Raw genomic sequence first — 23,054 nt, 5'->3', positions numbered from 1 at the left:
CATGAGCGCGCAACGCCGCCGGGCAAAACACCCCGTCAAATCGCCCCCCCTCGGGCTGCAAGCCGCACGGGTTGCGACCCTGGGCGCGCAACTGCAGTCCGACGGCGTGCACTTCGCCTTGGCGGCACCGCATGCGCAGGCGGTGGAGCTGTGCCTGTTCGCCCCGGACGGGCAGACCGAAGTCGCCCGCCTGCCCATGCCCACGTTGCATGATGGCATCTGGCAAGGCGTACTGGCCGCAGAATCCGGCGGCGTCGAAGGGCTGATCTACGGCTGGCGGGTGCACGGCCCCTGGTCGCCCAAAGAAGGCCACCGCTTCAACCCAGCCAAGCTGCTGCTCGACCCTTGCGCCCGCGAAGTCGTCGGCCGCTACGACGGCAGCGACGTGCACCTCGGCCACGATCCGGCCCACCCCGACCGTCCCGACCCGCGCGACAACGCCGCCACCGCACTCAAGGCCCGCGTGGTCGCCGACTTGCCCCCTTTGGCCCAGCCCCGCCCCGTCATCGACCCGGCGCAGCGGGTGATTTACGAATTGCACGTCAAGGGTTTCACCGCGCAGCACCCCGACGTGCCCCCCGCCCTGCGCGGCAGCTACGCCGGGCTGGCGCATCCGGCCAGCCTCGCCTACCTCAAGGCACTGGGCGTCACCACGGTCAGCCTGCTGCCCATCGCCTTTCGCGCCGACGAAGCCCGGCTGCTGCAGATGGGCCTGAGCAATTACTGGGGCTACACCCCCATTGCCTGGGCCGCGCCCGAAACCCGGCTGTGGAGCGGCGCCGAGGGCAGCACGCCGCGCAGCGAATTCCGCGCCCTGGTCGAAGCCCTGCACGCCGCCGGGCTGGAGGTGATTCTCGACGTGGTCTACAACCACACCGCCGAGCTCGACCCGCACAGCGGCCCCACCCTGTCGATGCGCAGCATCGACAACGCGCTCTACTACCACCGCAACCCGCAAGAGCCCGAGCGCACGCTCGACTGGACGGGCTGCGGCAACAGTGTCAACCTCAACGAGCCTCTGGTGCTGCGCGTGGCCCTGGACAGCCTGCGCCGCTGGGTGAGCGAGTTTGGCGTGGACGGCTTTCGCTTCGATCTGGCCAGCACCCTGGCGCGCGGCACGGCGCGGGTGCAATACGACTTCCAGCCCGACGGCGCTTTTCTCAGCGCGGTGGCGCAAGACCCGCTGCTGTGCAACTGCCTGCTCGTCGCCGAGCCCTGGGATCTGGGGCTGGGTGGTTACCGCCTGGGCGGCTTTCCGCCCGGCTGGCTGGAGTGGAACGACCGCTTCCGCGACACCCAGCGCGGCTTCTGGCTGCAGCATCAAAACGCGCCGGGCGAGTTCGCCACCCGGCTGGCGGGGTCGAGCGATGTGTTCAACCCCGCACTGCGCGGGGCGCACAGCAGCGTGAACTTCATCACCGCGCACGACGGCTTCACCCTGCGCGATCTGGTCAGCTACGCCCACCGCCACAACCAGGCCAACGGCGAAGACAACCGCGACGGCCACGGCCACAACCTCAGCATCAACAACGGCGTCGAAGGGCCCACGCAATCGGCCGACATCCTCGCCGCCCGCGCCCGGCAAAGCCGCGCCCTGCTGGCGGTGCTGCTGCTCGCACTCGGTACGCCCATGCTGCTGGCGGGCGACGAACTCGGCCACACCCAGCGCGGCAACAACAACGCTTACTGCCAGGACAATCCGATCTCCTGGATCGACTGGGCGCAGGCCGATGCGTCTCTGCTCGACTTCGTGCGCGGCGCGCTGGCCTTGCGGCGCAGCCTCCCGCTGCTGCAAAACCACGCCTGGTGGGCCCCGGTGGCCACCGCATCCCAGCCCGGCGCGGTGTGGTACCGGGCCGACGGCCACCCGATGGAACAGGCCGACTGGACGCTCGACGACCACGGCGCGCTCATGGTGCTGTTGTGTGCTGCAAAGACACCTTTGCAGGGCGTGGCCCCGCAGCAGGTTCTGATTCTGATCAATGCCGAGGGACAAGAAGCCGCTTTCACCCTCAGGCCGGGGGCGTGGCTGCTTAGACTGTCCACAGACAATGGTTTTGTCGCTTTGCCCGGCGACAATGAGGCTCAGGACAAAGCCCAGCGGCTGCAATCTCAGCAAACGCTGCCGCCCACCAGCCTGTGGATCGCCACGCTGGAGGGCGCCGCGCCGCACACCCCAGGAGACCTTTGAGCATGAAACTCGTCACCCGCCCTGCCACGCCCTTCGAAGGCCAGCGCCCCGGCACGTCAGGGCTGCGCAAAAAAGTCAGCGTGTTCCAGCAACCCGGCTATCTCGAAAACTTTGTGCAGGCCTTGTTCAACGTGCTGGGGGACGCCAGCGGCAAGACCCTGGTCGTGGGCGGCGACGGGCGCTACTACAACCGCATCGCCATCCAGACCATCCTGCGCATGGCGGCGGCGCAGGGCTACGCGCGGGTGCTGGTGGGGCAAGGAGGATTGCTGTCCACCCCGGCGATGAGCGCGGTCATTCGCCGCCGGGCGGCCAGCGGCGGCATCGTGCTGTCGGCCAGCCACAACCCCGGCGGGCCGCAAGGCGACTTCGGCATCAAATACAACATCGCCAACGGCGGCCCCGCGCCCGAGTCGGTCACAGAAGCCATCTACCTGCGTTCGCGCGAGGTGTATGAAATCCGCACGGTGGACAGCCCCGACCTGCCGCTGGACGCTCTCGGCACCCACACCCTGCTGGGCACGCAAATCGAGATCATCGACCCGGTGGCCGACTATTGCGCGGTGCAGCGCGAGCTGTTCGATTTCGACGCCATTCGCGCCCTGTTCGCCCGCGGCTTCCGCCTGCGGCTGGACACCATGTGGGCGGTGGGCGGTCCCTATGCCAAAGCCCTGCTCGAAGGCGAGCTCGGCGCACCCAAGGGCACCGTGGTCAACGCCGAACCGCGCGAAGACTTCGGCGATCTGCACCCCGACCCCAACCCGGTCAACGCCACCGACCTGATCAATCACATGGCCGCGGCCGACGCCCCCGATATGGGCGCCGCCACCGACGGCGACGCCGACCGCAACATGATCGTCGGCCGCAACTTCGTGGTCTCTCCGTCCGACAGCCTCGCCGTGCTGGCGGCGCACGCCAAGCGCATTCCGGGCTATGCCAGCGGGCTGGCCGGTGTGGCGCGCTCCATGCCCACCTCGACCGCGGTCGATCGCGTCGCCGCAGCCCTGGGCATCGCCTGCTACGAGACCCCCACCGGCTGGAAGTTTTTCGGCAACCTGCTCGATGCCGGCAAAGTCACCCTCTGCGGGGAAGAGAGCTATGGCACCGGCTCGAATCACATCCGCGAAAAGGACGGCCTGTGGGCCGTGCTGTTCTGGCTCAATCTCGTCGCGGTTACCGGCAAGTCGGTGGAACAACTGGTGCGCGAACTATGGGCCGAGCATGGCCGCTGCGTGTATTCGCGCCACGATTACGAAGGCATCCCCACCGAACAGGCCGACGCGCTGATGCGCGACTTGCGCGCCGCCCTGCCCGGCCTTCCTGGCCAGGTTCTCGCGGGCGAGCCCGTGGCCCTGGCCGACGACTTCGCCTACACCGACCCCACCGACGGCAGCGTCAGCAGCAAACAAGGCGTGCGCATCATTCTGCAAAGCGGCTCGCGCGTGGTGTTCCGCCTCTCGGGCACGGGCACCGAAGGCGCCACGTTGCGCATCTACCTCGAGCACCACGAGCCCGACCCCGCGCGCCACGACCTGCACGCGCAACAGGCGCTCGCCCCGCTCATCGCCCTGGCCGAGCAGGTGGCCCGGGTGCGCCACTGGACGGGCATGGACACCCCCAGCGTGATGACCTGACAGTCAGTTTGCCTTCGAGCTTCACCCCTAAAACACACAGGAGACCAGCCATGAATCAGAACAGCCCCTTGAGCCCGATGAACATGCAAGATCGCCAGATGCAGCCGCACATGCTGGTGCGCCGCTCCATCGCCCTGGTGCTGGCCGGCGGGCGCGGCTCGCGGCTCAAGCAACTCACCGACAAGCGCGCCAAGCCCGCGGTGTATTTCGGCGGCAAGTTCCGCATCATCGACTTCGCGCTGTCCAACTGCGTCAATTCGGGCATCCGCCGCATCGGCGTGATCACCCAATACAAATCGCACTCGCTGCTGCGCCACCTGCAGCGCGGCTGGAGCTTTTTGCGCGCCGAACTCAACGAAATGGTCGATCTGCTCCCCGCGCAGCAACGGGTGGACGAAGAACACTGGTACCGCGGCACGGGAGATGCGGTCTATCAGAACATCGACATCATCCAGTCGAGCAAGCCCGAATATGTGGTGATTCTGGCCGGCGATCATGTTTACAAGATGGACTACTCCATCATGCTGCAAGACCACGCCACCAGCGGCGCGCAGGTCACCGTGGGCTGCATCGAAGTGCCGCGCAGCGAGGCCAGCGCCTTCGGCGTCATGTCCATCGACGCAAGCCGCAAGATCGTCGAGTTCATCGAAAAACCCGCGGATCCCCCCGCCATGCCCGGCAACGAACAGATGTCGCTGGCCAGCATGGGCATCTACATCTTCAACGCCAGCGCGCTCTACCGCATGCTGGACGAAGACATGGCCGACCCCGCCTCCTCGCACGACTTCGGCAAAGACATCATCCCCAAAGCGGTGCGCGCAGGCCTGGCGCACGCGCATCCCTTTTCCATGTCGTGCGTGCAGGGCGGGCAGCAAAGCCAGCCCTACTGGCGCGACGTCGGCACGCTCGACGCCTTCTGGGCCGCCAACCTCGATCTGGCCTCGGTCACCCCCGAGCTCAACCTCTACGACACCGAATGGCCGATCTGGACCAGCCAGCGCCAGCTTCCTCCGGCCAAGTTCGTGCAAGACCACAACGGCAGCCACGGCAAGACCATCAACATGATGGTCTCGGGCGGGTGCATTCTCTCGGGCTCCTCGGTCAGCAACTCGGTGTTGTTCTCCAATGTGCGGGTGCACTCGTTCTGCACCATCAACGAGTGCGTGCTGTTGCCCGATGTGCTCATCAACCGCTCCTGCCGCCTGAACAAAGTGATACTCGACCGCGGCTGCGTGCTGCCCGAGGGCATGGTGATCGGCGAAGACCCGGAGCTCGACGCCAAACGCTTCGAGCGGACCCCCAATGGCGTGGTGCTGGTGACCAAAAAAATGCTGCGGGCGCTGGGCGAGACCGAGCTGAACGAGGAAGACGATGACTGAACCTAGCCCCCAAGCTGCGGCTTCGCCTGCGCTGCCCCCCGAGGGGGCGCACCCCGCCTTGGGGCGGCCCGGCGGCGGGGTGGCCTTGCGCGTGCTGCAGGTCAGTGCCGAAATCTTCCCCCTGCTCAAGACCGGCGGCCTGGCCGATATCGCCGGCGCCCTGCCCGCGGCGCTGGCCACGGCCGGTTGCGACACGCGCGTGCTGCTGCCCGGTTTTCCCGCCATCCGCGCCGGTCTGGCGAGCGGCGAAACGATCGGCCAGTTCGCCCTGCCCTGGGGCGAGACCGTCGGCGTGCTGTTCGGCACGCTTCCCGCCGTGCCAGGCGCCGAGGGCCGCCCGGTACACGCCTATGTGCTCGACGCGCCCAGCCTATACAACCGCCCGGGCAATCCCTACGAAGACGCGCAGCGCCGTCCCTACGCCGACAATCATCGGCGTTTCGCCGCGCTGGGCTGGGCGGCAGCGCGGCTCGCGCGCGGCCTTGACGCCGCCTGGGCGCCGCACCTCGTGCACGGCCACGACTGGCATGCCGGCCTGACGGCAGCCTGCCTGAAATTCAGCGCGGGCAAGCCGGTGCCATGTATCTATACCGTGCACAACCTGGCCTACCAGGGCATTTTTCCGGCAGACGTGATGGGCGATCTCGGCCTGCCTTCCGCCGCGTTTCAAGTCGATGGTCTGGAATTTCATGGCCAGGTCTCGTTCATGAAGGCCGGTCTGTTTTACGCCGACAAGATCACCACGGTCAGCCCCAGCTATGCGCGCGAAATCCAGACGCCCGAACAGGGCTTCGGCCTCGATGGGCTGCTGCGCACCCGGCGCAACGACCTCAGCGGCATTCTCAACGCGGTCGATGCGGCCGTGTGGAATCCCGCGACCGACGCCCACATTCCGCGACACTACAGCGCCGAAAGTCTCGCGGGCAAGTCGCGCTGCAAAGCCGCCTTGCAAGAAGAAACCGGTCTGACTCTCAGCAAAGACACGCCCCTGTTCACCGTGGTCAGCCGCCTGACCGAGCAGAAGGGCCTCAACCTCGTACTCGCCGCCATCGACACCCTGGTTGAAGGCGGCGGGCAGTTGCTGGTCTTGGGTAGCGGCGACCACGAACTGGAAACGGCCTTCAGCCATGCGGCACAGCGTCATGCGGGCAGCGTGGCCCTGCGCGTTGGCTACGACGAAGCCTTTGCCCACCGCATTTTTTCCGGCAGCGATATCACCCTCGTGCCGTCCCGATTCGAGCCCTGCGGCCTCACCCAGATGTACGGCCTGCTCTACGGCAGCCTGCCGCTGGTGCGCGCCGTGGGCGGTCTGGCCGACACCGTGGTCGACGCCGATCTCGCCACCCTCGACGACGGCACGGCCACGGGCATTGTTTTTGCAAACTTTTCCGAAGCGGATTACCGCCACGCGGTGCGGCGTGCGCTGGCCCTCTATCGCCAGCCGCGCGCCTGGTCGCGGGTGCGGCAAACCGGCATGCATCAAGACTTCAGCTGGACGCAGGCGGCCCGACAATACCGTGTGGTCTACCAGGCTGCCCTCCCGAATTTTTCCCACGCTCTCCCATGACCCCCGAACCTAAACCGCCCATTCCCGAAGCCGCGAACGTTCCCTTCGTCCACGACACCCCGCCGCACGACGTGGCGGCGCTCAAGCGCGCCATCTCCAACAAGCTGATGTTCCAGATCGGCAAAGACCCGCGTTCGGCGCAGCCGGTCGACTGGCTGCACGCCGCGTCTTACGCCGTGCGCGACCTGATGGTGGAACGCTGGTTCGACACCACCCACGCCCGCAACGAACAAGACGCCAAGCAGGTCTATTACCTGTCGATGGAATTTCTCATCGGCCGCGCCTTCACCAATGCCCTGCTCGCCATGGAAATCACCGAGCCGCTGCGCCAGGCGCTGCGCGAACTGGGTGTGGACATGAACGCCATCGCCGATCTGGAGCCCGACGCTGCTTTAGGCAACGGCGGTCTGGGCCGCCTGGCCGCCTGCTTTCTCGACAGCATGGCCACGCTGGGCATTCCCGGCTACGGCTACGGCATCCGCTACGACTACGGCATGTTCCGCCAGACCATCGTCGATGGCCGCCAGGTGGAGACGCCCGACTACTGGCTGACCGACGGCAATCCCTGGGAGTTCCCCCGCCCCGAAGTGGTGTACCGCGTGCAGTTCGGCGGTCATGTGATCAAAGAGGGCGACCGCGCCCGCTGGGTGGACACCCACGATGTCGAGGCCATGGCCTACGACACCATCATTCCCGGCTACGACACCACCACGACCAACACCCTGCGGCTGTGGTCCGCCAAGGCCACCAAGGAGATCGATCTGGGCGCCTTCAACCGCGGCGACTACTTCGGCGCGGTCGAGCAGAAAAACCATTCCGAAAACGTCTCACGCGTGCTCTACCCCGACGACTCGACCGACGCCGGACGCGAGCTGCGGCTGCATCAGGAATACTTTTTCTGCAGCGCCAGCGTGCAAGATTTGATGCGCCGCTACCTGCAGACGCATACCGGCTTCGACCAGTTCGCCGACAAGGTGTCCATCCACCTCAACGACACCCACCCGGTGCTCGCCATTCCGGAGTTGATGCGCCTGTTTCTCGACGTCCATCACCTGCCCTTCAACGATGCCTGGCGCATCTGTCAGGGCGTGTTCTCCTACACCAACCACACCCTGATGTCGGAGGCGCTTGAAACCTGGCCGATCGACATGCTGGGCCGCGTATTGCCCCGCCACCTGCAGATCATTCTCGACATCAACGCCTACTTCCTCACCCGGCTGACGCAGAAGCACGGGCACGATGTGAACCTCATGCGGCACGTCTCTCTGGTCAACGAATCGGGCACGCGTTCAGTGCGCATGGCTTATCTTGCCGTGCTCGCCAGCCATTCGGTCAATGGCGTCTCCAAGCTGCACTCCGAACTGATGCAGCAGTCCATCTTTGCCGACTTCGCCAAGCTCTGGCCCGCCCGCTTCAACAACAAGACCAACGGCATCACCCAGCGTCGCTGGCTGGCGCTGGCCAATCCGCCGCTGGCCGCGCTGCTCGACAAAACCATCGGCGCCCACTGGCGGCGCGACCTGTCCGAACTGGCCAAGCTGCGCCCGCTGCTGGGCAGCTCAGACCTCGTCAAAGAGTTCCAGGGCGCCAAACGCAGCAACAAGGCGCGATTCGCCGCGTGGCTGAAAACCCATCACGGCGTGACCATCCCGGTCGATGCGCTGTACGACGTGCAGGTCAAACGCATCCATGAATACAAGCGCCAGCTGCTCAATGTGCTGCACGTCATAACCCGCTACCTGTGCATCCTCGAACAGCCGGGCAGCGTCACCGTGCCGCGCGTCGTCATTTTTTCGGGCAAGGCGGCCTCGGCCTATCACATGGCCAAGCTCATCATCCAGCTCATCAACGATGTCGCCAAAACCATCAACAACGATGACCGCGTGGGCGATCTGCTCAAAGTCGTGTTCGTGCCCAACTACAGCGTGAGTGCGGCCGAAGTCATCATTCCAGCGGCCGACCTATCCGAGCAAATTTCCACCGCGGGTACCGAGGCTTCGGGCACCGGCAATATGAAACTGGCGCTCAACGGCGCGCTGACCATCGGCACGCTCGACGGTGCCAATGTCGAAATCCAGGAGAACGTCGGCGCCGACAACATTTTCATCTTCGGCCTGACCGCAGGCGAAGTGACCGATCTGCGCATGACTGGCTACCAGCCCAACGCCATCGTCGGCGCCAACCCCGAGCTGGCGCGCGTGCTCGAAACCCTGCGCGACGGCCGCTTCAGTCCGGAAGAACCGCATCGCTATCAGAGCATCTACGACCTGCTGGTCAACTGGGGCGACCACTACATGCTGCTGGCCGACTACGCCAGCTATATCGCCACGCAGAGCAAGGTCGATGCGCTCTACCGCAAGCCTGATGAGTGGGCGAAAAAAGCGCTGACCAATGTGGCCGGCATGGGCCCGTTCTCCTCCGACCGCACCATTGCCGAATACGCCGAGCAGATCTGGCACGCCAAGCCCTTGCTAAGCTAAGCCCCGTCAGCTCACCCCTGCGTCCATCGATCGATTTTCGTCCGACTCAATCCGCCCGCCGAACCTCATGCCCACACCCAAGACCATCGACACCGCCGGCCTGCGGCTGGAGTTCACCCGCCACGGCGAGCAGGCGCTCGCCACCGCGCTCAAAACCCTCGCCGCCCTGCCCAACAAGGCGCAAGACCTGGTGAGCAAGACGGTACTCAACGGCAGCGAAAACCGTCCCGCCTGGCATGTGCTGTCCCGGCTGGGCGCCAAGGGGTTTGATGCGCCCTCGCAGGCCGCCGCCGACTTTCTGCAAGCCGAGTTCACCCGCATGGCCGACTGGGTAGACCAACGGGTGGAACAAGCCGGAGCGGAAGGGCTCGACATCATTCATCTCGGGGCTGGCGGCTCTGAAACCCCCATGCTCGCGCTGCACACCGCCCTCTCGGTGCTGCAGACGCCGCGTTGCCGCGTGCACTGGGTCGCCAACCTCGACGGCGCCACCATCGACGCCGCGTTGGCGGCGGCCAAGCCCGAGCGCAGCTGGATCATCATCAACAGCAAGTCATTCCGCACCCAGGAAGTCATGCGCAACGCCGACATCGCCCTGCGCTGGCTGGGCGACGGCATCGGCACTGACAAGGCCCGCCAACGCCTGGTCGCGCTCACTGCCAACGCTGAGCTGGCGCTGCAGCGCTTTGGCTTGCCTGCGAATCAGATCTTCCGCTCGTTGCCCGAGATCGGCGGACGCTTCTCGCTGTGGAGTGCCCACGGCATGGTGTTGCTGCTCGCCTTCGGCCGTGAAACCGTGACCCAGCTTCACGCCGGCGCGCACGATATGGACCAGCACTTCCTCAGCACCCCGTTGGAAAGCAGCGCCCCGGGGCTGATGGCTGGCTTGTCGCACGCCTATCGCGTGCGCTTTGGCCTGCCCCTGCTCTCCATCGGGCTGTATGGCGATGCGTTCTCGCGCATGCCGCTGTACCTGCAACAACTGCTGATGGAATCGCTGGGCAAATCCACCAGCGCCGACGGCATGCAGCCCGTCCACGTCAGCGGCCCTGCGGTCATCAGCGGCGTGGGCACCCCGGTGCAGCACACCTATTTTCAACTGCTGCACCAGGCCGCCGTTCCCGTGTTCCACGAAATCGTCGCCGTAGCCCATCCCTGGCACCGCCACCTGCGCGAACACATGGCGCTGCTGGCCAACGCGCTGGGCCAGGCCGACGCGCTGTGGAACGGCAAAGACGCCTCTAGCTGGCAAACCGAACTCATGGCCCAAGGCATGTCGCCCGAAGCCGCCGCCCGCGCCGCGCATCACCGCGCCTGCCCCGGTGGCCGCCCGTCCACCTTCATCTGGATGGAGCGCTTGAGCGCCTACCACCTCGGCGCCCTGCTGGCCCTGTATGAACATCGCACCGTCGTGGAAGGCTGGCTCTACGGCATCAACCCCTTCGACCAATGGGGCGTGGAACTCGGCAAGACCCTGGCCACCAAGATCGAAAACGCCCTGCTGTCACAAAACGCCCAAGGTCTCAGCCCAGAAACCGCCGCCTCGCTCGACTACCTGCGCACGCACAGCAACTGAACGCAGCTACGTGTGCTGCTCCCGAGCAAGTTGAGTATCCGGTCTGAAAAGTGGCCTGCCCGACTGGATTCGAACCAGTGGCCTACGGCTTAGAAGGCCGAAAACAAAATCGCTGCAACCCGCATGAATGCTTGATCTGCTAGTATTTTTCCCGACATTTGTGGGAATCTAGTGGGAATCGGGGGTTCGGTTATGGCGTACTTTGAGCAACGGAAAGCAGGCTGGATGGTGCAGATTCGGCGGCGCGGCATGCCGACACTTTCACGCACGTTCGATCTGAAAAGCGACGCGGAGGCCTGGGCGCGGGAGGTCGAGCGCGAACTTCAACGCGGCAATGCCGCCGTGCTACGCGATGACGCGGGCAAGACCACATTCACGCAGGTCGCGGAGCGGTATGTGGCCGGGCCTGTGCAGTCGCTGGCATCACGCGCGGACGTGACGCGCTACATGCGCGTTGCATCGGAGCGGTTCGGCCCGATGTTTCTTGCCGCCATCCGCGCCGCCGATGTGGCGGCCTGGCGTGATGAACTGCTGGCCGAAGGCCTGTCTGCGCAGTCTGTCATTCACCATCTCAACGCGCTGTCCGGGCTGTTCACGTTCGTTGAAAAAGAACTCAGCATCTCTCTGCCCTCTGGCAACCCGGTCAAGTCGATACGCAAGCCGTCGTTGCCCAAGGCAAGGGATCGGCGCTTGCAGCCCGGTGAGCTTGAGGCGTTGCTTGCTGCCGCAGATGCCGGACGGTCTGACCGCGCGCCCGGCATGCGGCAGGCTATCACCCTGGCCGTCGAGTCCAGCATGCGCCTGGGCGAGTTGCTCGGGCTGGAATGGTCGCGGATCGATCTCGTCCGCCGCACCGCGCATCTAGTGGACACCAAGAACGGCGAGAGCCGGACGGTGGCGCTGTCCAGTGCTCCTGAGTTCGACAGTTCGAAGCCGTTGCGCAGCCACAAACAATCGCCGGGGTCCTATGAATCAATCACTTGCAAGCGCTCAGAAGGGCGTTTTCAGATTTCTTTGTAGTGCCAATTTACTACCGTGAAGTAGTTCATCTGCGCGTGCGCAGCGCTATACTTGGTGCATGTTCCTCAAGATCTCCTCCTCGGGCGGTCACCGCTACGTTCGGCTGGTGGAGTCGTTCCGCAACGCGGATGGCCAACCCCGGCAACGCACGATCGCAACCCTCGGGCGTCTGGACGAACAGGGCGGACCGCTCGATGCCCTGCTGGGGGCCTTGCTGCGGGCCAAGGGTCGGCCTTCGGGCGACAGTGATCCGTCTCAGGTGCGCTTCGAGTCGGCGCTGACGTTGGGCGATGTTTGGGCCCTGCACGCCTTGTGGCACGAACTCGGATTCCATGGCCTGGGCGCCATCTTCCGGCGCGCCCGGTTCACCACTGCGGTCGAGCACGCGATCCGTGTGATGGTCTTCAACCGACTGTGCGACCCAGACTCCAAGCTGGGCGTGCTGCGCTGGCTGCAGACCGTCAGCATGCCCGGCATCGACGTGGACAAGCTGACGCATCAGCACTTGCTGCGCAGCATGGATGCCCTGATGGACCACCAGCAAGCCGTCGACGACTGCGTGGCCCAGTTGCTGCGCCCGCTCATTGATGAAGACCTCTCGGTGGTCTTTTACGATCTGACCACCATCCGCGCCGAAGGTCTCAGCCAGCAAGACGGTGATGTACGCCACTTCGGCCTGTCCAAGGAGGGCGTGATCGCCCGGCAGTTCCTGCTGGGCGTGGTGCAGACAGCCGACGGCATGCCGATCTTCCACGAGGTGTTCGACGGCAACGCCGCCGAGGCGCCGACCCTGGAGCCCACCTTGAAGAAGGTGCTCTCGCGCTACCCGCACATCAGGCGCCTGGTGGTGGTGGCCGACCGCGGGCTACTTTCGCTTGACAACATCGAGGCGTTGTCCAAGTTGCATGGGGCTGGAGATCGGCCGCTGGAGTTCATCCTGGCGGTGCCGGGGCGACGCTACGGTGAGTTTGTCGATCTTCTCGAGCCCATGAGCGAGCGTGCTGCCCAGGCCAACCAGGAGATCGTCGAAGAGGCGCAGTGGCAAGGCCATCGCCTGGTGGTGGTCCACAGCCCCGTGCGAGCGACCGAGCAAACCCAGGAGCGCCTTGCACGCATCCATGCCTTGCAGCAACGCGCCGATCAGTTGGCCGGCAAGCTCGACGCCCAGGACGAAGGCAAAGTCCAGCGCGGGCGCAAGCTCTCGGATTCCGGCGCCAAGGCCCGCTTCTTCCACGAAGTCAGCGACGCCCGCCTGGCGCGCATCATCAAGGTGGACCTGCAGTCCGATCTGTTCACCTATGCGATCGATGAAACCGCACTCGCGCGAGCGCAACTCATGGACGGCAAGCTGATGCTGGTCACCAATGTCCAGGATCTGAGCCCGGCCGAGGTGGTGCGGCGCTACAAGTCGCTGGCCGACATCGAGCGTGGCTTCAAGGTGCTCAAGTCCGAGATCGAGATCGCCCCGGTGTTCCACCGCCGGCCCGAGCGCATCAAGGCCCACGCCAGCCTGTGCTTCATCGCGCTGATCCTGTACCGCGTCATGCGCCAGCGCCTCAAACTCGCCAGCAGCGAACTGTCTCCAGAAACCGCCCTGGCCGACCTGCGCCGCATCCAGCGCCACACCGTGCGCATCGACAGCGGCGCCCCCATCCACGGCATCTCCACCATCCAACCTCGCCAGGCCGATGTCCTGGCCGCACTCAACATCAAAAAACCCACCCAAGACACCCAACTGCCCCTGCTGTAGTGGCAATTTCAACAACCTGCCATAGACAGATCAAGCACTTACGACAGTTGGTGTCGAACTCGGGAGTGCTGCGGCGGCGGCGCTGCAGAGCTTGCCGCGTCGGATCGACGGCCGCGTGTTCGGGTGGGCAACGTCGCAAAGTTTTGAGCGATCATGGCGTCTGTGCCTTGCACGCGCGCGGCGCCAATACGAAGCCAATTACGCCGGGAAAGGCGTGAAGCCCGACCCCTCATTCTTGTCCGATCTGCGGTTTCACGATCTGCGACATGAGGCGACAAGCAGACTGTTTGAGCTGGGCCTCGGCGTCATGGAGGTAGCCAGCATGACCGGTCACAAGTCACTCGCCATGCTCAAGCGCTACACGCATATCGAGGCGGAGAAACTGGCGAAGAAGCTGGGATAATGCGCGATCATGAAGCCCTCCCAAGCCCTGCAAAACCATCGAGCCGAGATTCTCCGCATTGTTCTGGCCCATCGTGCCCGCAACGCGCGTGTTTTCGGGTCGGTCGTGCGTGGCGAGGATGACGACCGCAGTGACCTGGATGTGCTGGTTGATCCCACGGCGGAAACGTCACTGATGGATGTTGCGGCCATCCAGGTCGAACTGGAGCGCTTGCTGGGCGTGCCTGTTGATGTCCTCACCCCGGGTGATCTCCCTGAGAAGTTCCGTGCCGTAGTGCTTGCAGAGGCCCGCGCGGTATGAAACGCGCCGAGTTGCGCATTCCCGACTACATCGCCCACATTCTCGAAGCCATCGGGCGCATTGCGCAATACACCGAAGTATGTTTCAGCGCGTACGCTGCGGCGACTTGTTGCCCACAATCCGCTTTAGCGCGTCCTCATATGCTTCATAATCGCCCAGATGTGAACGCATCAGGCTCTTCCAAAGTTTTCCGTGATTGGGAACAGAGAAGTGGAGCAGCTCGTGGACGATCACGTAGTCCCACAGTTCGGGTTTCAAGCCAGGCAGTTCGTCGCTGAAATTCAAATGGCCTGCGGTGGAACACGAGGCCCATTTGTTCCGCATCGGCCGCACACCCAACCAGACAATCTTGACGTCCAGCTTGTCGGCCCATAGCCGGACGCGCTGCTTGAACTGGCCTTTGTGATCGATTGCCATCATTGCGCTAAATCCGATCCGCCTTTTCCAGCAGCGTAAACAACTCATCTGTTCGTGCCGATGGAATTTTGACCCACCGTGCCGATTCAATTTTGACCCGGGGTCTAAGGCCGACTGCGTCGCAGTCGGGTGTGGATAAGTCTACGGTTTTTGCGTGGGGTTGGCTCCTGGTGGGTGGGTTTGGATCCTTGGGGCAAGCTGCGTCGGGCGTAGCCCAGAGCGGCTTGCCCCAAGGGCTTGTGGGGGTCAAAGCGGTGTCTCGGGCTCAGCGGGCTGGGGTGCCTGTGCTGTGCCCGAACGCCTTTGCTCCCGCGCCTTGATGCGGGTCTTGGCGGTTTCCGTGCTGTGACGGAAGCGGTAGCTCTCGTTCCCGGTTTCCAGAATGTGGCAGTGGTGTGTGAGCCGGTCGAGCAAGGCGGTGGTCATCTTCGCATCGATGAACACGCTGGACCACTCGCCGAAGGCCAGATTGGTCGTGATCAGCACGCTGGTGTGCTCGTAGAGCTTGGACAGCAGATGGAACAACAAAGCCCCGCCCGCCTGACTGAAGGGCAGATACCCCAGCTCATCGAGAATGACCAAGTCCATACGCAAGAGGCTTGCCGCAATCCGCCCGGCTTTGCCCTGCGCCTTCTCCTGCTCCAGCGCGTTGACCAGATCGACGGTGGAGTAAAACCGCACCCGCTTGCCGTGCTGCGTGATGCCCGCCACGCCGATGGCCGTGCCCAGATGGCTCTTTCCCGTGCCGGGCCCGCCCACCAGCACGACGTTGTGCGCGGCTTCGGTAAAGGCCATGCTGGCGAGTTGCCCCACCAGCGTGCGATCAACCCTTGAGGCATCAAAGTCAAACCCCGCTAGATCGCGGTGCACCGGGAAGCGGGCCGAGAGGATTTGATGGCGTACCGAGCGCACGGCGCGATCTTCCTGCTCGGCCTGCAGCAAATGCTCGACGAGCCACTGCGCGGCATCCAGCCTGGCGTTCGTCCCCAGACCTTGCAAATCGGCCCAGGCGCCGGCCATGCCGTGCAGCCGCAACGCCTTGAGTTCCGCAATGACCTCACGCATGATCTCGCTCCTCGTCAGTCACCCGCAGGCGGTCATAGCGGGCCGTGTCGGCGCGGGGTGGATCGGCCATCGTCAAGGCCGTGGTCACTTGGGCGGGCTGGGGGCCGGTCTGCAAGCGCCCCATCACGTTGACCACATGCTCCACGCTGATGCGCCCGGACGGGGCCGTGGCTTCCAGCACCAGCGCAGCGGCCACCAGGACCGCCTCCAGCCCGGATGCGGGCACCAGCGCCAGCACCTGGGCCATGAGCCGGTCGCCCCCGTCTTGCCGCAGCAGCGCCTGGCGCAGTTGCTGCAAGGGCTGGGGCAGATCGGCAAACGGCGCGCCGTTGCGCAACGCCCCGGGTTTGCGTTGAATCAGCGGCACATAGTGCTGCCAGTCGTAGGTGGTCTGTCCCCGGTTGGCCAGCCGCGCATGGCGGGCCACACACACGCCGTCATGCACCACGACCACCTCGGTGGGATACACCCGGGTGCTCACCCGCCGCCCGGCGAGTTCACAGGGCACGGAGTAACGATTGCCAGCCATGGCCACCAGACAGGTGCTGCTGACCTTGACCGTGTTGTCCACATAGCCGTCGAACGCTGTGGGCATGGGCATGAGGTGCGGCTGCTCGTGCTCGAGCATCTCGGCCACGGTGAACTGGCTGAACTCGGGATGGAAGATCTCCTGCCACAAGCCACGGCAGCGCATGGCCAGCCAGGCATTGAGTTCGGCAAAGGAGCGCCAGGGCGTCGACAGGGCCTCAATCCACACACGTCGCCTGCTGTCCTGGACGTTCTTCTCCACCACCCCCTTCTCCCAACCGGAAGCGACGTTGCAGAAGTCGGGGTCGAACAGGTAGTGGCTGCACATCGCCGCAAAGCGCGCGTTGACGTCGCGCTTCTTGCGCGGGTGCACTTTGTCGACGGCTGTCTTCATGTTGTCATAGATGCCGCGATGCGGCACTCCGCCGAAGGCGGCAAACGCCTGGGTATGGGCGTCAAACAGCATCTCGTGACCTTGGCTGGGATAGGCCCCCAGCCAGAAGGCACGGCTGGCGCACAGCTTGACGTGGGCAACCTGCACGCGGTACGGCACGCCGCCCACCACCATGCTCTCTTCACTCCAGTCGAACTGGAAGGCTTCGCCCAGCGCAAACGTCAAGGGCACGAAGGCGTGCACAGCGCTCGTGCCATCGGCCTGTCGCCAAGCGCGCAGTAAATCGGTGACGCGGCTGTAGGCGCCGTCATAGCCTTGTCGCTTCAACTCGGCATGCAATGCCCTGGCCGTGCGCCGCTGCGCTTTAGGACGCTGCGCATCAATGGCCACGGCCTGCCGGAGCCACTCCACATAGGGCGCGAGCTTGCGCGAGGGTTGTGTTCGCCGCGCCGCGTACCGCGGTACGACATCGCCCGGCTGGCGTAGCCAGGTACGCACCGTGTTGCGCGACAGCCCCGTACTGCGGGCAATCTCTCGAACGGATTTGTTCTGGCGGAAATGCATCCGCCGGATCTTGCCAATCATGTCCATGGTGATCACTCCTGCTCCCCGTGCCTAAAAAAGCAGCAGGGTAGGTGGAACACCCGGGTCAATTTTGCGTCGGCATAACCTTCAAAAGTGGGTCAATTTTCGTTCGGCACGAACATCGATTGCTTCATCCGGTCCGCGGCCTTGCGCGCCGCGGCCGTGGCCTCCCGGAACGCGCGCACCTCGTCCTGCAACTGACTCGTGAACGCTTCGGCCTGTTCGCGTGTCCTGCGCTCGATCAGCATCAAGGTCTGCAGCGTCTCGTCGCTCAAGGCGGCCATCGCCTGCGCCAGCGGCTCCAGGCTCGTCGCCAGATCCTCCACGCGCTGATGCTTCGCCTGGCGCACCGCCTCGATCTGCTGCGCCAAATGCGCGAGCCGCTTCTCGTTCGCTGCAGCGGCGGACTGCCGCAACGTCTCGGTCTTGTTCATAGCTCACCCCTCGTTGTTGAATCCCTGCGGCGGCATAGCCGCGCCCCAGGTCACTGCCTTTCATCAGCACGCCCTCGAGCCGGTAGGACAGGCCGGAGAGCTTCGCCCCGCCCCGTTGCACCACCGGCACCACCTCCACGCCGACGGCCTCCAGCCGCTCCACGTAGGTGGTGAAGCTGTCGCAGCCCGCGGCTGCGGCGTCGCACAACTGCTGCAAGCGCTGGCGACTGGACGGCTGGCCTGTGCGCAACGCGCCTTCGATCTCGCCCTTCCGGGCCGCCTTGCGCGGCGACGCACGGCTGGGCGCCACGGATTGCAGACCGAACGCTCTCTCGATCTCTCGCATGAGGACTTCCTGCCGCGCATAGTCCCGCCCGTCGCTCACTACCTTGCCAGACAGCGTGATGCGACTGACGAGCAGGTGGATGTGTTCGTGCTCGGTGTCCGTGTGCCGCGTGACGATGAACGGGTTGTTCGTCAACCCCATTCCCCGCAGATAGTGCTGCGCGATCTGCTGCCACTGCGCATCGGTCAGCTTCTCGCCCACGGCGGCCGACAGCGACACATGCAACACGGCCTTGCCCAGATTGGGCCGCAGCCGGCGCACCGCGCCGAACTCGGCGGCCAGCTCGCGGGGAGTACGACCGGCCATGTTGGACGCCAGGATCCGGCCCTGTTCTTTGCCCAGGTCATACGCTAGCGCCCCGCGGAAGCCGCGGCCCTTGATGGCTTTGGCAATCATGGCTGACCTCCTGCACCGATCAGCGCCAGGCGCAACTGACGCACCTCGGACGCCAGCCGATGCAGCAGATCGGCATCGACCTGCACGCTCTCGCCGAGGTTGGCATGCCAGGCCAACTGATTGAGGTTGGCCGACAGCCGGGCCAGTTCGGCATACGCCGCGCGGTTGATTGCCGGCACGGGGGGTGACGGCAGGCGGCGGGACAGGGCGGCCTGGCGCAACCACTGCGCCGGCGTCACGCCCATGTGCGCGGCCTTGTCTTTCAGCGCGGCGTACTCCGACGGCGACACGCGCACACCGAGGGTGATGGCGCGCACGGCAGCGGGGTCGCCCTTGGGGCGGCCGCCCTTGCGCCGGCGGGACAGCGGTGGAAGGGTCTCGAGCATCATGGCCGACCCTCCCAGGCCTGCACGCGGCGGGCGGCAAGAGCGCAGCGAAGGCCGCCTCGGGGTGTCGGGGCGCAGCCCTGACCAAGCCGTTTGAGCGAAGCGAAAACATGGCTTGCTGCTAACCGTCTGGGCGCACGCACCCGGTGGCGCCACAGCCCGCCAATCGGGGCAGGGGGATGCTGCGGCGTCGAATCTCGAAGGACACCCTCGAAGCAATCCGGCGACATCGACGGGCGACAGACGGTGCCCGCTCCGCACCTGCACCACCCAGGCGCATCACAGGTTTCTCGAACACGCCCCTTGCTCCGCGCGCCTTCTCGCACGAAAGGCATGCTGCGCGGGGCCTTTGTCGGTGCTTTCCCTTGCCAGCGGGCAAGGGGTGTGTCGGGGGTGCGTCGGGCTAGCTGCGGGGATGCGCCAAAGAATGGGCCTCGGATGAGGCCTATTTCCGCGCGCCACGAAAAGAATGGGCCTCGGATGGGGCCTATTTCCAGGCGCCGCGAAAAGAATGGGCCTCGGATGAGGCCTATTTCCAGGCCAGGAGAAAGAATGGGCCCCCGATGGGGCCTATTCTTTTTTGCGCGAGAAGCATGGGCCGAAGCATGGGCCCGTTCTTTTGTCTGAAAGAGGGCACGCATGTCACAGCCCTCCCACGCGGTTGTGCCCCACGGCTTCGCGGGGTCGGCCGCGGGGTTTGGGCGGAGGCACGGCGTCTACTGGTGAAACCGCGGCGGGTGTCTGGGTGGCGGCCGCGATCTGCGGGGCGTCGAGCGTCAAGCCGCGTTCGCGCAGGAACTGCTCCAGGGCGCTTCGGGGTACGAGCCGGGCGCGGCCCAGTTTGATCGTGGCGATGCTGCTGCCGTCGGTAAATTCGAGACGATCATTGCGAGGATTCACGGCGTTGGCGAGGGTTTTCGTGCGCCGACGCAAGAGGTGGGCGACCTCTTGCAAGGTCAAAAACAGGGGGTCCATGGGGTGCTCCTTCGTGGTTGGGAACACGCGAGGGGTGGGCGCACTGCGCGGCGGACGCGCAAAAAAACCGCCGACGCAGGATCGCGCGGGCGGCGGATACGCCGGATCGAATCCGATTAGCGCATCAGAGCGGCCCGCGTGGCGCGGGCGGCAAAGGGACGTTGTGCGACTAGACGCGGGGTGAGGCAGTCGCTCGGAATAGAGCGCCCGGAGGGAGTGGCGGCAAGGGCGATAGCACGCCGCGCCGCCAGACGGCACAGCCGGTTGGACAATTTGTCTTGCAAGAGACCGACCAAAATACGACGCAGCGCTGCCAATAAGGCAGTGAGTGGGGCCCTGCGATTGATGGCCACGTGCGCACTGATGGTCATGAAGGTGCGGACATTTCCTAAACCGCAGAACCCAGAGGCGTTGAGCGCGCGCGCAAACGACTCTTCCTCAGCCTGGCGTTGGGCCTGTTCGAGGCATGCGTCTTGCCATGCACGCTGAGCGCGGATCTCCTCCGCATCCTGCAGGATGCGGACATCCACTGGATCACACCAGTCTTCAAAAAAGAGATCGCGGTTGTTCGCCATGCGAGCCATTATGGCGCCGAATCGATTAAGAAGATGAGCTTTTTTGGGGTGCGTGACGCGTCCGGCAGCAGACGGGTTGCCTGTCCGTCGCTGGGACTGGACTGCTGCGACGCGGCGCGATCTGACGTTGGCTGAGGCGTGGGCCTGATCTTCGAGGGGGATCTGCCCCATCAAGTGCACTCAGCGCTCGCCAGTGGGAATGCGGTGGAAGGAATGCAATGGAAAACGTGGCCGTCAGTGGGAATTGAGTGGGAATGCGTTCCCACTGACGGCCGTTTTTGGCACAAAAAAGCCCGACTGGTGAGGTCGGGATTTCTGTATAAATTATTGATTTAATTGGAGTTTTTTGGCCTGCCCGACTGGATTCGAACCAGTGGCCTACGGCTTAGAAGGCCGTTGCTCTATCCAGCTGAGCTACGGGCAGATGGATCAGGATCGGCGCCGATACCTTGGGTCGAAACTCCTGAAATGGCTTCGCCCAAGCTCCGGCGGGTGACCTCTGTCGGGTGGTCGGGGCGAGAGGATTCGAACCTCCGACCCTCTGCTCCCAAAGCAAAAGTTAGAATGCCCTACAACCCCCGTCGTTGCTTGCTTTCCTTATTGCTCGCACGCGTTTTGGGACAATCTGGGGACAATTGGTAAAGCTGAAAGGATACTGAATGGCCTTTATTCTACAGAGGGGCGGCGGCTGGCAGGTCAAGATTCGGCGCAAGGGCGCACCGACGATCAGCCGCACCTTTGATTTGAAGGTCGATGCAGAAACCTGGGCGCGTGAAGTCGAGCGCGAATACCAGCGCGGCAACATCGCCGCCCTGCGCAATGACGCTGGACGCGTGACGATCGGCGAAGTCGCAGACAGATATCTCTCCGAGGTGGTGCCGCTCAAACGTGATCATTCCGCTGGCACGCATACCCGCATGGCAAAGTCCCGGTTCGGCGCTTTTTTCCTGGGATCTGTGCGTTCAGTTGATGTCGCTGCCTGGCGTGATGAACTGCTTCGATCAGGCTACTCGCCGCAATCCGTGATTCACCAGCTCAACGCACTGTCCGCACTATTCGGCCATGTAGAAAAGGAAATGAGCATCGCCCTGCCCGCAGGCAACCCAGTCAAGGCCATACGCAAGCCTGCGCAGCCCAAGGCTCGCGACCGTCGGCTGAGAGCTGGGGAACTGGACTACCTGCTGGCGGCCGCAGCCATGTCACGCGCTGTGGGCGTAAAAGAGGTTCTGTTGCTCGCCGTGGAAACCAGCATGCGCATGGGTGAGCTGTTTTCCTTGCGCTGGGAATACATCAAGATCAATCCTGGGAAGGGGAAGAAATCGACAACAGGCACAGCCCATCTGTTGGACACCAAGAACGGTGAGAGCCGCACCGTGGCGCTCTCCAGCGCCGCAGTGGAAGCTTTGCATGCTCTGCCTCGCCGAATCGACGGCAAGGTGTTTTCGTGGAAGCCCAACCATGAAAACGGCAGCTTTGAAAAGGTTTGGCAACGCACGCTGGACCGCGCGCGCAAGCTGGGATGACACATTGGGGCCATTATTGATACCATTACGCCATGAGCGACGCCAGCAAAATCCTTGGGCAGATGCGCCGCGAACCTGCAAGCGTGCGGTTTGCCGATCTGCGCAAGGTCTGCGAGGCGTACTTCGGAAAACCTCGGCAGTCCGGCCCAAGCCATGCGGTCTTTCGCATGCCTTGGGCAGGAGATCCCCGCGTCAACATCCAATCGGACAAGGGCAAGGCCAAGACTTACCAAGTCCGGCAGGTGCTCGCTGCCATTGAGAAACTGGAGAGCATGCGCCATGAGCGCTGATCACTACACCTATCGCGTCACCTGGTCGCCGGAAGATGGCGAGCATGTGGGCCTATGCGCGGAATTCCCCTCGCTGTCCTGGCTGGCTGGCACGCCTGATGCCGCCCTCAAGGGTATTCGACGGATCGTCGCGCAATGTGTCGAAGACATGCGCCAATCCGGGGAGGACATTCCGCAGCCCTTGGCCGAGAAGCACTACAGCGGCCAGTTCCGTGTACGCATCCCGCCGGAAGTCCATCGCTCTCTTGCAACCCAGGCCGCAGAGCAGGGGGTGAGCCTGAACCGGCTGGCCAGCGCGAAGCTGGCTGCTTGAAAAATTGGGCCGGGCGGTGAGTGGAGTGGCATGGGGAGTCAGGCCACGAGCTTGACGGCTTCGTCCCAAGCGGCCTGTTTGAGCTGAGCGCCCGGGCCGAACCAGGCTGAGTCCAGACGGTGATCGACACTGCGGGCGCGCTTTTGGTGATCGACATAACCGGTCACCGCATTGACCAGACCCCAGGCCGTGCCGTGGGCCGAGGGCAGATCGGCGCCTTGGCCGGTGCGGTACATCTCCAACAAGGCCTTGAGCGCTTTGTCGGTGGTCGGCACCACGCCGGATGCCGCCAGGACCCGGTTCAAGAAGGCCTCGACCTGGGTCTCCGTCACCTTGCGCTCGGCCAGCGCTTTCATGCGCGTCATGAAACCGTCCCAGGACGACACGGCGATGCCCAACTGGCGCTTGACACTCTGCGCGTCGAACAGGGTGCGGTGAGAAACCTTGACCGCCTGTTGCCGGCGTTCTGAATCCGCGTAAATTTGGCGGCGTTATTTGGCGGCGAGAACGGCGGGGAGCGATTTGAG

The 23,054-nt window shown here is 64.5% G+C and carries 20 protein-coding genes, 2 tRNA genes and 2 pseudogenes; 13 read left to right on the top strand and 11 right to left on the bottom strand.

The genetic code is table 11. The annotated features are described in order from the left end of the window. Position 1: 1 nt before the first annotated feature. From glgX to THI_RS06295, 10 genes are all read left to right on the top strand, one after another. The gene (gene glgX / locus THI_RS06340; RefSeq protein WP_013105411.1) at positions 2-2,191 is read left to right on the top strand and encodes a glycogen debranching protein GlgX; all 2,190 of its coding nucleotides are present in this window, start codon (positions 2-4) and stop codon (positions 2,189-2,191) included. Between the two features lie 2 nt (positions 2,192-2,193). Further along, positions 2,194-3,825 carry an alpha-D-glucose phosphate-specific phosphoglucomutase gene (locus THI_RS06335; RefSeq protein ID WP_013105410.1) on the top strand — a complete coding sequence of 544 codons (1,632 nt, stop codon included), beginning with the start codon at positions 2,194-2,196 and terminating at the stop codon, positions 3,823-3,825. A 50-nt stretch (positions 3,826-3,875) separates the two neighbouring features. After that, positions 3,876-5,204, top strand: coding sequence for a glucose-1-phosphate adenylyltransferase (gene glgC / locus THI_RS06330; RefSeq protein WP_013105409.1), 1,329 nt, complete (start codon positions 3,876-3,878; stop codon positions 5,202-5,204). 85 nt (positions 5,205-5,289) lie between these two features. After that, positions 5,290-6,771, top strand: a complete 1,482-nt coding sequence (gene glgA / locus THI_RS06325; RefSeq protein WP_176140469.1) for a glycogen synthase GlgA — start codon at positions 5,290-5,292, stop codon at positions 6,769-6,771. After that, positions 6,768-9,251: a glycogen/starch/alpha-glucan phosphorylase gene (locus tag THI_RS06320; protein WP_013105407.1), complete on the top strand. Its 2,484-nt coding sequence runs from the start codon at positions 6,768-6,770 to the stop codon at positions 9,249-9,251. Before glgA ends, THI_RS06320 begins: the two co-directional genes overlap by 4 nt. A gap of 67 nt (positions 9,252-9,318) precedes the next feature. Continuing rightward, positions 9,319-10,827 (top strand): phosphoglucose isomerase-related protein, encoded by a 1,509-nt coding sequence (locus tag THI_RS06315; RefSeq protein WP_013105406.1) that lies wholly within the window; start codon positions 9,319-9,321, stop codon positions 10,825-10,827. A 192-nt stretch (positions 10,828-11,019) separates the two neighbouring features. Next, positions 11,020-11,847 (top strand): tyrosine-type recombinase/integrase, encoded by an 828-nt coding sequence (locus tag THI_RS06310; protein ID WP_013105405.1) that lies wholly within the window; start codon positions 11,020-11,022, stop codon positions 11,845-11,847. 58 nt (positions 11,848-11,905) lie between these two features. Further along, positions 11,906-13,597 carry an IS1634-like element ISThsp7 family transposase gene (locus tag THI_RS06305; protein WP_013104896.1) on the top strand — a complete coding sequence of 564 codons (1,692 nt, stop codon included), beginning with the start codon at positions 11,906-11,908 and terminating at the stop codon, positions 13,595-13,597. A 91-nt stretch (positions 13,598-13,688) separates the two neighbouring features. Beyond that, positions 13,689-14,000 carry a tyrosine-type recombinase/integrase gene (locus tag THI_RS06300; RefSeq protein WP_050985918.1) on the top strand — a complete coding sequence of 104 codons (312 nt, stop codon included), beginning with the start codon at positions 13,689-13,691 and terminating at the stop codon, positions 13,998-14,000. A gap of 9 nt (positions 14,001-14,009) precedes the next feature. Next, positions 14,010-14,300, top strand: a complete 291-nt coding sequence (locus tag THI_RS06295) for a nucleotidyltransferase family protein (protein WP_013105404.1) — start codon at positions 14,010-14,012, stop codon at positions 14,298-14,300. Between the two features lie 84 nt (positions 14,301-14,384). Here THI_RS06295 and THI_RS06290 read toward each other — a convergent pair whose 3' ends face one another. From THI_RS06290 to THI_RS18770, 10 genes and pseudogenes are all read right to left on the bottom strand, one after another. Further along, the gene (locus THI_RS06290; RefSeq protein ID WP_013105403.1) at positions 14,385-14,720 is read right to left on the bottom strand and encodes a M48 metallopeptidase family protein; all 336 of its coding nucleotides are present in this window, start codon (positions 14,718-14,720) and stop codon (positions 14,385-14,387) included. Between the two features lie 243 nt (positions 14,721-14,963). Next, positions 14,964-15,782, bottom strand: a complete 819-nt coding sequence (gene istB / locus THI_RS06285) for an IS21-like element ISThsp2 family helper ATPase IstB (RefSeq protein ID WP_013104225.1) — start codon at positions 15,780-15,782, stop codon at positions 14,964-14,966. Next, positions 15,775-17,295 carry an IS21-like element ISThsp2 family transposase gene (istA, locus tag THI_RS06280; protein ID WP_013104226.1) on the bottom strand — a complete coding sequence of 507 codons (1,521 nt, stop codon included), beginning with the start codon at positions 17,293-17,295 and terminating at the stop codon, positions 15,775-15,777. The genes istB and istA overlap by 8 nt, the downstream gene beginning before the upstream one ends. Before the next feature lie 92 nt (positions 17,296-17,387). Next, on the bottom strand, positions 17,388-17,723 hold the full coding sequence (locus tag THI_RS18775) for an IncQ-type mobilization protein MobB (RefSeq protein ID WP_050985917.1): 336 nt from the start codon (positions 17,721-17,723) through the stop codon (positions 17,388-17,390). 376 nt (positions 17,724-18,099) lie between these two features. Then, a pseudogene (locus THI_RS19585) lies at positions 18,100-18,375 on the bottom strand (relaxase/mobilization nuclease domain-containing protein); the annotation flags it as partial. Positions 18,376-18,461: 86 nt separating this feature from the next. Beyond that, complete coding sequence (locus THI_RS06265; protein WP_013105401.1) at positions 18,462-18,854, bottom strand: plasmid mobilization protein; 393 nt, start codon at positions 18,852-18,854, stop codon at positions 18,462-18,464. A gap of 639 nt (positions 18,855-19,493) precedes the next feature. After that, complete coding sequence (locus tag THI_RS06260) at positions 19,494-19,826, bottom strand: helix-turn-helix domain-containing protein (RefSeq protein ID WP_013105400.1); 333 nt, start codon at positions 19,824-19,826, stop codon at positions 19,494-19,496. 116 nt (positions 19,827-19,942) lie between these two features. Then, complete coding sequence (locus tag THI_RS06255; protein WP_231836410.1) at positions 19,943-20,401, bottom strand: hypothetical protein; 459 nt, start codon at positions 20,399-20,401, stop codon at positions 19,943-19,945. 347 nt (positions 20,402-20,748) lie between these two features. Further along, positions 20,749-20,825: transfer RNA gene (locus THI_RS06250), tRNA-Arg, on the bottom strand. 83 nt (positions 20,826-20,908) lie between these two features. Continuing rightward, a tRNA-Pro gene (locus THI_RS18770) sits at positions 20,909-20,982 on the bottom strand. Positions 20,983-21,144: 162 nt separating this feature from the next. Here THI_RS18770 and THI_RS06245 point away from each other — a divergent pair. Genes THI_RS06245 through THI_RS06235 form a run of 3 tightly spaced genes read left to right on the top strand, consistent with a single transcriptional unit; the run spans position 21,145 to position 22,527 of the window. After that, entirely contained in the window at positions 21,145-21,924 is a 780-nt protein-coding gene (locus THI_RS06245; protein ID WP_231836408.1) for a tyrosine-type recombinase/integrase, read from the top strand. Positions 21,925-21,956: 32 nt separating this feature from the next. Beyond that, on the top strand, positions 21,957-22,214 hold the full coding sequence (locus tag THI_RS06240; RefSeq protein ID WP_013105397.1) for a hypothetical protein: 258 nt from the start codon (positions 21,957-21,959) through the stop codon (positions 22,212-22,214). Continuing rightward, the gene (locus THI_RS06235; protein ID WP_013105396.1) at positions 22,204-22,527 is read left to right on the top strand and encodes a type II toxin-antitoxin system HicB family antitoxin; all 324 of its coding nucleotides are present in this window, start codon (positions 22,204-22,206) and stop codon (positions 22,525-22,527) included. The genes THI_RS06240 and THI_RS06235 overlap by 11 nt, the downstream gene beginning before the upstream one ends. 38 nt (positions 22,528-22,565) lie before the next feature. Here THI_RS06235 and THI_RS06230 read toward each other — a convergent pair. Further along, positions 22,566-22,979, bottom strand: a pseudogene (locus tag THI_RS06230) (DUF932 domain-containing protein); the annotation flags it as partial. Positions 22,980-23,054 lie beyond the last annotated feature (75 nt).

Source organism: Thiomonas arsenitoxydans, assembly GCF_000253115.1.
GTDB lineage: Bacteria > Pseudomonadota > Gammaproteobacteria > Burkholderiales > Burkholderiaceae_C > Thiomonas > Thiomonas arsenitoxydans.
The sequence above is the reverse complement of the archived record's forward strand: the minus strand, read 5'-3'. Positions and strand labels throughout refer to the sequence as shown.

Coding starts and splice junctions, on each gene's coding strand:
- glgX (WP_013105411.1), top strand. CDS start 2: ATGAGCGCGCAACGCCGCCGGGCAAAACACCCCGTCAAATCGCCCCCC.
- THI_RS06335 (WP_013105410.1), top strand. CDS start 2,194: ATGAAACTCGTCACCCGCCCTGCCACGCCCTTCGAAGGCCAGCGCCCC.
- glgC (WP_013105409.1), top strand. CDS start 3,876: ATGAATCAGAACAGCCCCTTGAGCCCGATGAACATGCAAGATCGCCAG.
- THI_RS06320 (WP_013105407.1), top strand. CDS start 6,768: ATGACCCCCGAACCTAAACCGCCCATTCCCGAAGCCGCGAACGTTCCC.
- THI_RS06315 (WP_013105406.1), top strand. CDS start 9,319: ATGCCCACACCCAAGACCATCGACACCGCCGGCCTGCGGCTGGAGTTC.
- THI_RS06310 (WP_013105405.1), top strand. CDS start 11,020: ATGGCGTACTTTGAGCAACGGAAAGCAGGCTGGATGGTGCAGATTCGG.
- THI_RS06305 (WP_013104896.1), top strand. CDS start 11,906: ATGTTCCTCAAGATCTCCTCCTCGGGCGGTCACCGCTACGTTCGGCTG.
- THI_RS06295 (WP_013105404.1), top strand. CDS start 14,010: ATGAAGCCCTCCCAAGCCCTGCAAAACCATCGAGCCGAGATTCTCCGC.
- THI_RS06290 (WP_013105403.1), bottom strand. CDS start 14,720: ATGATGGCAATCGATCACAAAGGCCAGTTCAAGCAGCGCGTCCGGCTA.
- istB (WP_013104225.1), bottom strand. CDS start 15,782: ATGCGTGAGGTCATTGCGGAACTCAAGGCGTTGCGGCTGCACGGCATG.
- istA (WP_013104226.1), bottom strand. CDS start 17,295: ATGGACATGATTGGCAAGATCCGGCGGATGCATTTCCGCCAGAACAAA.
- THI_RS18775 (WP_050985917.1), bottom strand. CDS start 17,723: ATGAACAAGACCGAGACGTTGCGGCAGTCCGCCGCTGCAGCGAACGAG.
- THI_RS06265 (WP_013105401.1), bottom strand. CDS start 18,854: ATGATGCTCGAGACCCTTCCACCGCTGTCCCGCCGGCGCAAGGGCGGC.
- THI_RS06260 (WP_013105400.1), bottom strand. CDS start 19,826: ATGGACCCCCTGTTTTTGACCTTGCAAGAGGTCGCCCACCTCTTGCGT.
- THI_RS06255 (WP_231836410.1), bottom strand. CDS start 20,401: ATGGCGAACAACCGCGATCTCTTTTTTGAAGACTGGTGTGATCCAGTG.
- THI_RS06240 (WP_013105397.1), top strand. CDS start 21,957: ATGAGCGACGCCAGCAAAATCCTTGGGCAGATGCGCCGCGAACCTGCA.
- THI_RS06235 (WP_013105396.1), top strand. CDS start 22,204: ATGAGCGCTGATCACTACACCTATCGCGTCACCTGGTCGCCGGAAGAT.